The sequence below is a fragment of the Eggerthella sp. 1_3_56FAA genome (assembly GCF_000185625.1).
In the GTDB taxonomy this organism is placed as follows: Bacteria; Actinomycetota; Coriobacteriia; order Coriobacteriales; family Eggerthellaceae; genus Eggerthella; species Eggerthella lenta.
The window spans coordinates 315,611-328,106 of record NZ_GL622579.1 but is presented as its reverse complement, the minus strand read 5'-3'; the positions used below and the strand labels follow the sequence as shown (position 1 = coordinate 328,106).

General features: G+C 64.1%; 11 protein-coding genes and 1 pseudogene. 5 read left to right on the top strand and 7 right to left on the bottom strand.

All coding sequences use genetic code 11. The features are described 5' to 3' along the window. The first annotated feature begins 147 nt into the window (after positions 1–147). Both HMPREF1023_RS01395 and HMPREF1023_RS01390 read left to right on the top strand, forming a co-directional pair. Positions 148–1,074 (top strand): LysR family transcriptional regulator, encoded by a 927-nt coding sequence (locus HMPREF1023_RS01395; protein ID WP_009304342.1) that lies wholly within the window; start codon positions 148–150, stop codon positions 1,072–1,074. Positions 1,075–1,098: 24 nt separating this feature from the next. Then, positions 1,099–1,686, top strand: coding sequence for a hypothetical protein (locus tag HMPREF1023_RS01390; RefSeq protein ID WP_009304341.1), 588 nt, complete (start codon positions 1,099–1,101; stop codon positions 1,684–1,686). Here the strand turns inward: HMPREF1023_RS01390 and HMPREF1023_RS01385 are convergent. From HMPREF1023_RS01385 to HMPREF1023_RS01375, 3 genes are all read right to left on the bottom strand, one after another. Then, positions 1,676–2,623, bottom strand: coding sequence for a LysR family transcriptional regulator (locus tag HMPREF1023_RS01385; RefSeq protein ID WP_009304340.1), 948 nt, complete (start codon positions 2,621–2,623; stop codon positions 1,676–1,678). The two genes, HMPREF1023_RS01390 and HMPREF1023_RS01385, sit on opposite strands and share 11 nt — an antisense overlap. A 107-nt stretch (positions 2,624–2,730) precedes the next feature. After that, positions 2,731–3,996: a CynX/NimT family MFS transporter gene (locus HMPREF1023_RS01380; protein WP_015760810.1), complete on the bottom strand. Its 1,266-nt coding sequence runs from the start codon at positions 3,994–3,996 to the stop codon at positions 2,731–2,733. Positions 3,997–4,324: 328 nt separating this feature from the next. Next, positions 4,325–5,473, bottom strand: a complete 1,149-nt coding sequence (locus HMPREF1023_RS01375; RefSeq protein ID WP_009304338.1) for an acyl-CoA dehydrogenase family protein — start codon at positions 5,471–5,473, stop codon at positions 4,325–4,327. A gap of 348 nt (positions 5,474–5,821) precedes the next feature. On the opposite strand from HMPREF1023_RS01375, the gene HMPREF1023_RS01370 reads away from it, so the two are divergent. Further along, positions 5,822–7,132, top strand: a complete 1,311-nt coding sequence (locus HMPREF1023_RS01370) for a CaiB/BaiF CoA-transferase family protein (RefSeq protein WP_009304337.1) — start codon at positions 5,822–5,824, stop codon at positions 7,130–7,132. 89 nt (positions 7,133–7,221) lie between these two features. Here the strand turns inward: HMPREF1023_RS01370 and HMPREF1023_RS01365 are convergent, their stop codons facing one another. Both HMPREF1023_RS01365 and HMPREF1023_RS01360 read right to left on the bottom strand, forming a co-directional pair. Then, on the bottom strand, positions 7,222–7,836 hold the full coding sequence (locus tag HMPREF1023_RS01365; protein WP_009304336.1) for a flavodoxin family protein: 615 nt from the start codon (positions 7,834–7,836) through the stop codon (positions 7,222–7,224). Between the two features lie 91 nt (positions 7,837–7,927). After that, positions 7,928–8,806 (bottom strand): enoyl-CoA hydratase/isomerase family protein, encoded by an 879-nt coding sequence (locus HMPREF1023_RS01360; protein WP_009304335.1) that lies wholly within the window; start codon positions 8,804–8,806, stop codon positions 7,928–7,930. 580 nt (positions 8,807–9,386) lie between these two features. Here HMPREF1023_RS01360 and HMPREF1023_RS16070 point away from each other — a divergent pair. Both HMPREF1023_RS16070 and HMPREF1023_RS16065 read left to right on the top strand, forming a co-directional pair. Continuing rightward, the gene (locus HMPREF1023_RS16070; protein ID WP_009304334.1) at positions 9,387–9,953 is read left to right on the top strand and encodes an AMP-binding protein; all 567 of its coding nucleotides are present in this window, start codon (positions 9,387–9,389) and stop codon (positions 9,951–9,953) included. Then, complete coding sequence (locus HMPREF1023_RS16065) at positions 9,925–11,019, top strand: AMP-binding protein (protein ID WP_255346931.1); 1,095 nt, start codon at positions 9,925–9,927, stop codon at positions 11,017–11,019. Before HMPREF1023_RS16070 ends, HMPREF1023_RS16065 begins: the two co-directional genes overlap by 29 nt. A gap of 141 nt (positions 11,020–11,160) precedes the next feature. On the opposite strand, the gene HMPREF1023_RS01350 is transcribed toward HMPREF1023_RS16065, so the two are convergent. Further along, a complete protein-coding gene (locus tag HMPREF1023_RS01350; RefSeq protein WP_009304332.1) occupies positions 11,161–11,994 on the bottom strand; it encodes an MBL fold metallo-hydrolase in 834 nt (277 codons plus the stop codon). After that, positions 11,979–12,496: pseudogene (locus HMPREF1023_RS01345) on the bottom strand (NUDIX hydrolase); the annotation flags it as partial. The gene HMPREF1023_RS01350 and the pseudogene HMPREF1023_RS01345, both read right to left, overlap by 16 nt.

Here is a 12,496-nt window from a genome sequence, read left to right as displayed (position 1 = left end):
GCCCCCTGTCGCCATGCCGGCCAGCACGCGGGGCGGCATGGCGGGGCAATACCCTCACATCCTCCTTTTTGTGTAACGGCGCGCGCTTCATTCCCCCGTATAATAGAAGCGGTGTTCGACGCGGCGCACGATCCCAGGGGGCTACCGATGAACCTTTCGCAGCTGTACTACTTCCGCAAGCTCGCAGAGCTGCAGCATTACGCCAAGGCAGCGAAAGAGCTCTACATCACGCAGCCTTCCCTGTCGAACGCCATCAGCTCGCTCGAACAGGAGCTGGGCGTGTCGCTGTTCCAGAAGACGGGACGCAACATCCATCTCACGAAGTACGGCGCCGAGTTCCTCGCCTACGTGAACAAGGGCCTCGAGCAGATAGACAAGGGCATCGCCATCATGAAGAACTACGCCGGCACGGGCGACGGCGGCAAGATCGACCTCGGCTGCATCATCACCGTGCAGACCGACTTCATCCCCAAGCTGCTCAACGGCTACAAGGCCGCTGCCGGAGGCGTCGCGTTCAACGTGCGCGAGGACACCTCGATACCCCTCGTGAAGGATCTGCTGAGCGGCTGCTACGACGTGGTGTTCTGCGCCAAGGGCAACGAGGATCCCGACCTCGCCTACGTGCCCGTGCTCACGCAGAAGGTGGTCGTGGCCATGAGCTCCGATTGCCCGCTGGTGGAGAAAGAGTTCGTCACCCCGACCGACCTGCTGGAGCAGCACCTCATCACGTACGTCGACACCATCCCGCTGGGACGCGCCGTCAGGCGTATGCTCGACGAGTGCGGCATCAAGAACGTGGAGTACAGCTACCTCGACGAGTCCATCCTGGCCGGATTCGCGGCCAACGGCGTGGAGGCGGCCGTCATGCTGGACACCTTCCTGCTGCGCAGCGTGGACGACGTGGTGGTGAGGCCCTTCTACCCGAGCGCCCTCGATCGGCGCAGCTGCCACCACCGCGTGTACATGGCCTACAGCACGAAGAACTACCACCCGTACCGCGTCGACCACTTCATCCAGCACGTCATCGAGACGAAGGCGCTCAAGCCCGATCCGAACGCCTGCTACATCGACTGATCCCGACCCCTTTGGAGGATTGCCATGGCAGCCGCAGACCCCGCCGCCTTAAGCCCCACGCGCACGCGCGCCACCTGGAAGCCCGGCGTGTCAGACGAGCCGCTGCCCTTCTACGGCTGCGACGGATGCTCGGCGGCGTTCATCGGCATCGACGGCGGCGAGGGCCCGCGGCTCTCGGGCGGCGGGAGGCGGCCCACCATCGAGCTGCCCTACGCACCGGCGCCCGATCCTGCCGCTTGCGGCGGTTTCCTCGAGCGCCTCCCGGCGGCCAGCGCTGCGGACTGCGCCGATTCGATCGAACTTTCCTACGACGTGGTGGGAGGCTTCGACGCGAACGCGCTCAGGGTGTTCTGGAAGGTGCGCGAAGCCGGCTGCGAACCGCGCTGGTTCGCGCTCAAGGCGTTCACGGGAATGCAGCTGAAGTACGTGCTGCCAGGCAAGCGGGCGCCTATCGTGTTCGCGCTGGGCGACGAGGACGCTTACGCCTACTGCGACGAGGATCCCTGCGTCGGCTGCACGTTCCGCTGCAAGCGCGGCTTCGAGCTGTACGCCTACGTCGAAAAGATCGGGCTCGTCGCGCAGAGCGTGCACCGCGAGGCCGTCACGCGCTAAGCGACACCCCCTCCGCCCGATCAGGCCGGAAACCCAGGTCGATCCCAGCGCCTTCGGCGTCGAATCCCTTCACGAAGTCGATGAACGACTGCACGGCCGCGGTCTTGGCGTGCTTCGCGTTGACGGCCAGGTACACCCAGTAGAAGTCGGGGCGCACGCCCTCGAGCGGCACCGTCGTTATGTTCGAGAACACCTTGAGGCCGATGGAGTTCAGCATGAGCGCGGCCAAGCCGCCGTCCACCGACAGGGCGGACGCCATGGTGATGTCGTCGTCGTAGAGCGCCTCGACGCCCTCGAGCGGGCTCTGCTCCAAGATGCGCTGCACCGCCTCCCCGATGGGAGTGCCCCGCCGGTACGTGATCAGGCGCTGGCCGCACAGCTCTTCCAGCGCGATCGAAGAGCGGCCCGCCAGCGGATGGTCCGCGCGCACGCCCAGCTCCAAACTGCGGTTCAGCACGGGGAAGTACTCGATGTCGGGCTCGCGGTCGCGCCGTCCGCAGAAGGCGACGTCGAGCGTCTCGTTGTGCAGGCTCTGCGTGAGGTAGTTCGTGAACGCCTGGTACGTCTCGATGCGAACCTCGTCGCCGACGTGCTCGCGATAGGCTTTGAGCAGCGTGGGCAGGTAGTCGTCCTGCACGGTGAACGTAGCGCCCAGGCTCACGGTGCCGCCCAGCTGCGTTTTTCGGCGGTTCATCGCGTCGATGCCGTCGTCGAGGGAGCGCAGGCTGTCGCTCACGTAGCGGTAGAACTCGCTGCCGTTCGACGTCAGCTTGACGCTGCGCCCATCGCGGCAGAACAGCGCGACGCCCAGCTCCTTCTCCAGCGAGCTGATCGCGTCGGAGAGCGTCGGCTGGGCGATGTAGAGCTCTTTCGCCGCGCGCGTGTAGTGCTGCAGCTCGGCGAGCTTCTTGAAGTAGTAGAGCTGGGACAGGTTCATAGCGATGCTCCCCCGCGATCCCGACCGGTTGAAGAAGACGCTCGTCGGGGGCTCGCCGCAGCGAGCCCCCGATCAAGCCGAAGAGCTGTTCTAGCAGAGTATAGAGCCTATTCGGTCCACTGGCTCTTGAACTTCTTGGCGTTCGCGAACGTGTAGAAGCCGAGCAGAAGGATGAGGACCAGCAGCACCAAGCCGACGATGAACACGGCGTTGAAGCCGAAGCTGGAACCGATCCAAGCCCAGATCATCGATGCGAAAGCGGCGATCAGGTTGAACACGGTGCTCACGCGGGAGTAGATCACGGAGTAGTCGCGCGAACCGAACGACTGGCGCACGATGACCGGCACCAGCACGACGGCCGTGGCGTAGAACGCGCCGAAGATGAATGCGCCGCTGTACAGGATGTACTCGGAAGCAATGCCGAACCAGCAGAGCAGCACGCCGGCGACGCCGCAGACGAACGCGAACACCAAAGCGCCCTTGGCGTTGCGGTCGGCGACCACGCCCAGGATGAGCTTGAACAGCGCCTGGCCCACCATCATGACCGTGGTCATGACGCCGCCGACCACCAGCACGTCGAACGCGACGTCGGTGAGGGACTTCGTGTAGGTGGGGAACTGCATGGCGATGAGGACGGCGATGTTGATGAGGCCCGCGAACACGCACACGGAGTAGAACGCCGGGGTCTTCATGGCGGCCGCAGCGGACAGGCCGGTGGGCTTGGCCGGAGCCTGGCCGGCAACCACGGAGGCGCCGTACGGGGCCAGACCACAGTCCTCGGGCTTGCTGCGCACGCAGAACAGCGTGAACGGCAGCGAGGTGACCAAGGCGATGACGGCCCAGATCAGGTAGATGGTGTGGAAATCCATGCCGCCGGCGCGCAGGCCCGTGAACACGGCGGACCACACGGCGCCGCCGATGCCGGTGAACGCCATGCACAGACCGATGAACGTGCCCGCCTTGTCGGCGAACCAGCGGTTGATCAGCGTGGGGATGGCCAGCCACAGGATGGAGATCTCGCCCAGGCCCAGCAGCACGGCGGCCAGGTAGAACATCCAGATCTCGTTCGAAACGCTCATGAGCAGGAACGCGCCGCCCACCAAGCAGGCCGAAACGGACAGGATGATGCGGATGTCCACGGTCTGCAGCAGCTTGCCCATGAACGGCGAGGCGACGGTCATCGTCAGGTACATCACCGTGACGTACATGGCGAACGCCGTGGTCTCGACGCCCAGGCCCTCGGCGACGACCGGCTGGAACAGGCCCCACGTGGAAAAGCACAGGGCCGAGCACCCGAAGGTGATCATGATGCCCGTGAGAACGACGAGCATATGGCGCACGCTCATCTTCTCTTTCTTAGCTACGGTACTCAATTTGTCCTCCTAATTTTTCCGTCGTCCCCCTTCGTGGAATTGAGCGCGCACGAAAGGGAACGGCACCCCTGACACGGTCTGCTTAGAGCAGGCTCTCTAGCAGTCATTATTCCGCGCTGCTTGGCATGCGAGAATGGTCATAAAACCGGAACTGACCCGTAAACAGGTGACGCAATGGATAATATCGGACAATTGAGTAATAGTTTTGAGCAGATGCGCAGGACTATCTGGCAGGCCTGTCACCCAAACCACGAAAAAAGAGGGATGCCTGCCGACGTATGCGGCAGGCATCCCTGCAAACCTCGCTTGCGCGTTCGGCGAGGCGGCGTCAGTACTTCTCCATGATGAGCGGCGAGGCGATGTACACCATGATCTGGTCGGTGCCCTCCGCGATCTGGTTGCCGCGGCAATCCTGCCACAGCTGGCTCACCCGCGCGCCCTCCGTGTATCCCATGCCGCCGAGTATCTGCATGGCGCTCGATGCCACCTCGGTGGCGGCGTCGGGCACGTAGCGCTTCATGAGCGCCACCGACAGGCGCTCGTCGGGGCCGCCGTTGTCCACCGCCAACGCAGCCCGGTACAGCATGGAGCTCATATTGTAGATGCTCACTTCCATGTCGGTGAGCATCTGCTCGATCTGCTGGAAGCGGCCGATCTGCACGCCGAACGCCTTGCGGCTGCGCGCGTGCGCCACGGCGTCCTCCATGGCTGCGCGCGCCATGCCCAGCGACGACGCGCAGGTGAACACGCGGCCGAATTCCAGCAGGCGGAACAGCTGGCGGAAGCCTTCCTGACGTCCGTTCAGGCGATAGGCCGGCGACAGCTCCACGTTGTCGAACACGAGCGTGGCGAACGGCAGCATCGACTGGCCGATCTTGTTGATGGGGTACGCGCTCACACCCTTGAGGTCGCGCGGCAGCAGCCAGAACGTCATGGGCGGGTACTTCCCCGGCGCCTCGCAGTCGCGGTCGATGGCCGCCACCATGATATAAGGGGCGTACTCGCCGTTGTTCACGTAGGTCTTGCGCCCGTTCAGGATGAGGTGCTCGTCCACCGTGCGCGTGTACGTCTGCATGTTCATGGCGTCCGAGCCCGCCTCCGGCTCCGAGATGGCCAGCGCGAACAGCAGCCGGCCCGTCTCGCGGTAGTCCTTCAGCACGTCGGCGAACTCGCCTTCGTCGGCGAACTGCCGCACGATGGAGAGGTTGAACAGGTCGTTCTGAAACGGCAGCGTGGCGCCGGCGCACCTCGACAGCTCCTCGATGATGAGCGCCTGCGAGCACAGGCTGAACGTGCCGTCACCGTCCTCCAGCTCTTCGAGCCCGAAGTACAGATCCACGAACCCCTTCGCCACCTCGTCGGGAAGACCCTGGTCGCGACGCCATTGGTGCACGTGCTCGGGGGTGAACGTCTCCTCGCCGAAGGCGCGGAACGCTTGCACGAGCTTGCGCTGCTTGTCAGTCAATTCGAAATCCACGTGGTGCCTTCTTTCCTCCGAAACGCCCCAGCGCCCGCGTGCGTTCCCGCAGACCCTGCAGCGCTGCAATCAGGGATTACTTGTTACCAGTATACTGAGACAGCCCTACCGCATCACCCCCAAATCGGCCGAATTAACCAAAAGCATGGACGGAACCGTCGATTTGCACCCACACTGCCCGGCATATGGCCAACAAATCGGTGAACCTGTGAGTGAAACCCTCTGGGCATGACAAAAATAGTGAGCGACCATCAAGTATAAATAATTGTCCATGGCAACAAATATTAGAGTATGTGAGTATAACGACAGGAGAAAACCACCCACCATAAAGGAAAGGAGAACCGTCGTATGACCGTCACTGAGAAACTCAATGGCTACGGCCCGCTTGCGGGCATCAAAGTGGTCGAGATGTGCACGTACGTCGCAGCTCCCGCAACCGTCAGAGTATTGTCCGAAATGGGCGCCGAAGTTCTGAAGATCGAATCGTTCGACGGCGATATCCAGCGCACGCAAGGTCCGGGCTTCGGCTGCGATCTGACCGACACCGAGGATCCGACCATCGACCTCAACAACACCAACAAGAACTGGATCTCCCTCAACTTGAAATCCGAGGAAGGTCTGGCCATCGCGAAGAAGATGATCGGCGAAGCAGACATCTTCATGAACAACATGCGCACGGCCGCCCTGGAGAAGCTGGGCCTCGACTACCCCACGCTGTCCGCCGAGTTCCCCGGTCTTATCTGGGCTCAGATGCGCGGCTACGGCGAGTTCGGCGAGTTCGCACACTCCCCCGGCTACGACGCTGTGTGCTGGGCTGCCCGCGGCGGCGTCGCGGGTACCTTCTGCGAGAAGGGCACGTCGCCGGCCATTCCTCCCCAAGCGTTCGGCGATTACAACACCGCGACCATGATGGCCGCCGGCATCTTGGGGGCGCTGGTGAACAAGCTGCGCACGGGCAGGGGCGACAAAGTCGTCGTCAACCTGTACCACTCCGCCATCTGGGGCGGCAGCATCGCCGTGTGCGCGCAGCAGTTCGGCGCCGACTACCCGAAGACGCGCAAGGACGTGCCGAACCCGTTCAACAACACGTACAAAACCGCGGACGACAAGTGGATCTACATCTGCCAGCCGCAGCATAACCGCTATTACAACGACATGATGAAGATCATCGGCCGCGACGACCTGGTCGACGATCCGCGCTACGCCACGGTTGAGAACCTCAAGGAAAAGCACCTGCAGCCGGAGCTCATCGAGATCCTCGAAGGCGGATTCGTCCAGAAAACGCTCGACGAGTGGCTGCCCATCCTGGCCGAATGGCAGGTGCCCAGCCAGAAGGTCTTCCGTTACACCGACATCGTCAAGGACGAGGAGGCGTACGTCAACGACGCTATCCGCAAGGTGAACTACCAGGCCTTCGGCGAGCGCGCGCTGCCCACCACCCCGATCCGCTACGCGAACTTCGGCGATCCCCCGGTGGTGCTGTCCAAGCCCATCGGCTACCACACCGCCGAGTACCTGCACAAGTACGGCTACACCGATGAGCAGATCGCCGAGATGGAAGCCGCCGGTGCCGTCAAGTGCTATCACGGCGAGGAAGTGCCGGACGTCATCTTCAAGTCCGAGCGCCAGCTCGCCGGCGAGGCTCCCTGCAACTGGTAGACCTCCGACCGCCAAAAGAACCGCAGCGGATTGCTGCGGTTCTTTTTTGCGCCGGGCCCCGTCGCCCGCTTTGGCTGAAGCGCCTGCGGCTACCCCAGGCGCTTCAGCAGCTCGACCATGTCCTCGCCCAGCTGGCGGGCGTAGGCGAACGCCGTCGCGTCGTCCTGGACGCGGCGCCAGCGGATGCGGCCCTCCTCGTCCAAACCGGCGAACTGGGACGCAGCCGTGCCGTTTGCCTTCACGGGCCCCTTCGGACGCGGATGAACGACCAGCATCTCATGAGTGGCGAAGAAGCGGTCCAGCACGCCGAGCGTCTCCTCGGCACCGCAGTCGACGAGCCCCGACGTGGTCACTGCCCCGCCCGCCTTGCCCTTGAGCGCGTTGGCGACCATATGCAGCGGGCGCGTGCGGTCGATGAACGTCTTGGTGCGTGCCGACACGTTCGCAAAGTAGTCCGGCGAGCCCACGATAATGCCGTCGGCCGCCTTCATCTTCGCCACGAGGCCGTCCATGTCGTCCGACAGCGTGCAGGCCGGCTTCGCCAAGCAGGCGTTGCACCCGATGCAGTAGCCGATGTCCAGCCGGGCGAGCTCCACGAGCTCGGTCTCGGCCCCCGCTCCCTGCGCCGCGTCGAGCGCCGCTTGCAGCAGGGCGGCCGTCCCCTTGCCCGGCCGGTGGCTTCCGTTGATGGCCAGAATGCGCATGTTCTCGTCCTCTCTCTAAATGCGAAGCGCCCCCGACCCGCAGAGCGGTCCGGGGGCGCCAAAACGCGGGCGCGTGCGCGCGCCGTGCGCCTTACAGGTTGTGGAACTGGTACTTCTCCGGGTTGTCCTTCACGTCCTGCTTGTTCTTCGGGTTCATCTTGCCGACGCCCATCTGACCGTCGTTCGTGTTGGAGGCCAGAACCTGGTTGCGGTTCTCCATCTTGACGACGTTCTCGAAGCTGGTGCCGTCGAGGGAGGCCTGCAGGCACTCCTTCGTGAGGCGCAGACCGAACGGGGCGGTGGCGTCGCACATCTGCTGAGCGAATGCCACGGCCTCTTCGACCACGTCGTCGTCGGCGACAACCTTGTTGGCGAAGCCCCACTCCAGCAGCTTCTCGGCACCGAAGCGGTTGGGGTTCATGAGGATCTCGCAGGCGCGGGCGTAGCCGACGATCTTCGGCAGGAAGAACGCGCCGCCCATGTCGGTGCCGGTGTAGCCGATGGACAGGTAGCCGGCGTTCATCTTGAACGACTCGCCCAGCACGCGCATGTCGCACGCGCAGGAGATGGACAGGCCGCCGCCCACGGCGTAGCCCTTGAGGGCGCCGATGATGGGCTGCTCGCAACGGCGCATGTTGATGATCTGGTCGGAGCACATGCGCTGCATGATGTAGAAGTCGCGCTGGATGCGGCCCATGTCCTCGGGCGGATCGAGCGCCAGGTCGTTCAGGTTGAAGCCGGCGCAGAAGGACTTGCCCTCGCCCGTCAGCACGATGACGCGGCAATCCTTGTCCATGCGCACCTTGATGAGGAAGTCGTTGAACTCGGCCATCTGGGCGTACGACATGGCGTTGAGGTTCGCGGCATCGTTGAAGCTGCACACGTACACCGGGCCGCGACGGTCGATGATGAGCTTCTCATAGTCGTACTCGAACTCCGGCAGATGGTAATCCTCTTGATACACGCTCATTGGCACTACCCCTTTCCCTGTGGTTTCATATCATTCGCTTCTTAGGCGCCGCGTCGGGGACGAGCGCTCGGCGAGGCCGTGTTCACGACCCTTCTTTATGATCGCCCCAACAACGCGATTAATCTACGGACAATAGACTGATACTGTCTAAGATATGAAATGCTCAGCCAACATATCCTTAATTTTGTCCTATTAATTGCAGAAAACGGGAACGAGAACCTTTGAGACTCATGTTCCGATCAAAAAGATAACCTCATCCAGTCCTGCGCTGTCCATAATGAAATATATTCTATGATCAGGCTTTTTTTCTATCGATAGACTTTGGCTATCGACGCATAGGAAGTTCCTATCGGTATACCCACAAATACCGATCATCGACCATCATCTTCGGGTTTACAATAAATGGCACGAACCACGACGTGCGAGCATAGAGCATGTCGCCCGGCGCATCGCGTCAACGCGCTGAGCCGGACACGAGGGGGCCCGTCGAAGCGGGCAGCAGATCGAGTTCATGCGGAACATCCGGCGGGGGACGTCGGGTGAGAGAAGCGAGCTGTCATCAAGAGAGGACTCAGGGGCGATGATTACCGATCTCAAAATCAATGCGGAGAGAAAGCAATTCTACTACGAGAAAGGATACTGGACCGAGAAGACCCTCGGCGACGTATGGGCCGACCGCGTCGCCTCCCATCCGGAGCGCACGTACGTCAGCGACGACCAGGGATCGTCCTACACGTACGGCGAGATAGACGACAAGGCGGCGCGCCTGGCAGCATGGCTCGTCGAGCAAGGGGTGGCCCCCGGGGACGTGGTCACGTTCCAAATGCCTACGTGGGCGGAGTTCTGCATCGTCTATGTGGCAGCCCTCAAGGCCGGCGCGGTCATGCACCCTCTTCCGCGCAACTTCAACGACGCCGACCTCGTCTACGGCATGAACCTCGTGGGCTCGAGGGCGTTCATCTGCCCCACCAAAGTGGCGAAGGTCGACTTCGAGAGCCAGATTTTGAGCATCGTCGACCAGATACCGACGCTGGGACCTGTGGCGCTCGTGGACAAGGCGGCGCCGAAGCACTCCGAGCTGCCCACGGTCGCGGAGATATGCGCGCGCTATGAGCCAATTGAATACCCCCCCCCCCATCACGTCTGACGACGTAGCCTGCATCCTGTCCACGTCCGGCACCACGGGCAAGCCCAAAGCGGTGCTGTTCACGCATAACAACCTCATCTTCTCCGAGCGGTCGTTCGTAAAGGGTACCGAGCGAACGGCGGACGACGTCATGTTCATGGCATCCCCGCTCAACCACGCCACCGGGTTCTTCCACGGCCTCATCTCCCCCATGATCCTGGGCGGGCGCACGGTGCTGCAGCAGGACTTCCGTCCCGCGCAAGCCATCGAGCAGATGAACCGCGAGGGCTGCACCTGGTCGATGGGTGCGACGCCGTTCATCTACGACATGCTCAAGTGCATCGAGTTCGAGGACGGCCCGCGGTTCGAAACACTGCAGCTGTTCCTCTGCGGCGGCGCACCGGTGCCCGGCAACCTCGTGCAGTGCGCGCACGGCCACGGGGTCATGCTCGCCGAGATATACGGGTCGACGGAAAGCTGCCCCCACATCTTCGTGCCCCCCGCGAAATGCCTCGAATGGAACGGAGCCTGGTCGGGCATCCCCTTCCCCGGCATCGAGGTGCGCATCGTGGACGGCGACCGCAACGACGTGCCGCGCGGCGAGCAGGGCGAGGAGATCTCGCGCGGGCCGCACCAGTTCGTGGGCTACCTCAACGCCAAGGAGCGCACCGATCGCGCGCTCGACGACGACGGCTGGTTCTACAGCGGCGACCTCGGCTACATGGACGAAGAGGGGCGCATCCGCATCAACGGGCGCAAGAAGGAGATCATCATCCGCGGCGGCGAGAACATCTGCGCGCGCGAGATCGACGACGATCTGATGGGGTGCCCCGGCGTGGGCGAGACGGCCACCATCGGCATGCCCGACGAGCGCCTGGGCGAGCGCATCTGCACCTTCGCGGTGCCCGTCGACGAGCGTCGCCCCACCGTGGAGGACGTGACGGCCTACCTGGCCGAGAAGCACGTGGCCAAGCGCCTGTGGCCCGAGCGCATGGAGTACATCGACGAGATCCCGAAGACGGCCACCGGCAAGGTGAAGCGCTTCGAGCTGGCCAAGGAGCTGGCGAAGCGCATGGAGAACGAGTAGGGAAACAGAGAAACCGCAGACGATCCGAAGAAGGCCGGGGCAAGCGCCCCGGCCTTCTCGCATGCAGAGGCATCGACAGGGTGTCATCCTGAGCGGAGCGCGAGCGAATCGAAGGATGACACCCTGTCGCGCCTCCTGCGCTCAGGACGGCAGCTTGCCGGACTGCGCGAGGTATTCCAGCTGGGCTTGGATGTTGATGCGCGCGGCCGGATCGAGGCGCGCGTCCACGTCCTGGTACACGGCCTCGATGATGCGGTCGACGTCGAGCCCGGCGCCCGCCTCCGAGGCGGCGCGCACGCGCTCCAAGCGATCGAGGCGATGACGGTAGACCCGGTCGATGGCTTCGAGCGGATGATCGATAAGCGGCCCATGGGCCGTCAGCAGGCGCGCGACGTTGCGCTCGACGACCGTGGCGCGCAGACGCTCGAGGCTTTCCAGGTACGCCGCCAGGCTGCCATCGGGCCAGCAGATGAGCGTGGAGCTTTGCTTGAACAGCATATCCCCCGTCATGACGGACGCGTCGGAGGGCATGAGGAAGCCCACGAGATCGCTCGCATGCCCCGGCAACGGAACCGCTTCGAGGCGCGGCGCGCCGGCACCGAGATCGAGCGGCCCGTCGGGCAGCGTGCCGCTCCGGCGCGACAGCACCGGCGCTCCCGTCATCGCCGCGAAGCGCTCGGCGCCTTCCGCATGGTCGGCATGGTCGTGCGTCAGCAGGACGGCGGCCACCTCGTGCCCGTCCTCGGCGCAGGCGCGCTGCACGGCGCGCAGATGCGGCGCGCTGTCAGGGCCGGGATCCACCACGACGCACGCGGGCGAGCCCGGATCGGCCAGGATCCAGGTGTTCGTGCCGAGGTACGTGAGAGGCGACGGGTTGTCGGCGAGGATCACGCGCGCATGAGCCGACACGCGCCGGCTTCCCCACGAAGCCCGACCCGTCGCGACGACGGGGCGCTGCATCACGGCAGCCTGCATGTCAGCACCGCCCTTCCCCCTTCGCGCACGGCGGGTTCCAGCATCACGCGGCCCGTCTCCTCCACGCCTGCCGCGAACGACTCCACGCCGGGCGCATGCAGGAGGTGCGCCAGGTTGTAGGCCGTCGGCGGCACGAGGCGCACTAAACCCTGCGCGGCGCGGTCGAACATGGCCTGCGGATCCACCCATCCGGCACGATCGGCCTCGCTGGTGCGGCTGTCGGGCTCCTGCCCTGTGGGCGCGAGCGCGGCGAAAAAGTAGGTGTCGTAGCGGCGCGGCTCGAACTCCGGCGTCAGCCAATGCGAACGCAAGCCCAGCAGATCGGCGCGCAAGGCGAGGCCGTGGCGCTTCAGCACGTCGGCGAGCGAGGTCTCGTGGGATACGAGCCGGCGGCGCTCCTCGGCCCATGCGGGCTCGGAGGCGTCCAGCGAGCAGACGCCGCGCTCGTCGCCGGCCAGCAGCACGCCGCACTCCTCGAACAGCTCGCGGGCGGCCCGCCGTC

Bases quoted from the DNA above. Each gene is read 5' to 3' on its own strand.
- HMPREF1023_RS01395 (WP_009304342.1), top strand. From the start codon at position 148: ATGAACCTTTCGCAGCTGTACTACTTCCGCAAGCTCGCAGAGCTGCAG.
- HMPREF1023_RS01390 (WP_009304341.1), top strand. From the start codon at position 1,099: ATGGCAGCCGCAGACCCCGCCGCCTTAAGCCCCACGCGCACGCGCGCC.
- HMPREF1023_RS01385 (WP_009304340.1), bottom strand. From the start codon at position 2,623: ATGAACCTGTCCCAGCTCTACTACTTCAAGAAGCTCGCCGAGCTGCAG.
- HMPREF1023_RS01370 (WP_009304337.1), top strand. From the start codon at position 5,822: ATGACCGTCACTGAGAAACTCAATGGCTACGGCCCGCTTGCGGGCATC.
- HMPREF1023_RS01365 (WP_009304336.1), bottom strand. From the start codon at position 7,836: ATGCGCATTCTGGCCATCAACGGAAGCCACCGGCCGGGCAAGGGGACG.
- HMPREF1023_RS01360 (WP_009304335.1), bottom strand. From the start codon at position 8,806: ATGAGCGTGTATCAAGAGGATTACCATCTGCCGGAGTTCGAGTACGAC.
- HMPREF1023_RS16070 (WP_009304334.1), top strand. From the start codon at position 9,387: ATGATTACCGATCTCAAAATCAATGCGGAGAGAAAGCAATTCTACTAC.
- HMPREF1023_RS01350 (WP_009304332.1), bottom strand. From the start codon at position 11,994: ATGCAGGCTGCCGTGATGCAGCGCCCCGTCGTCGCGACGGGTCGGGCT.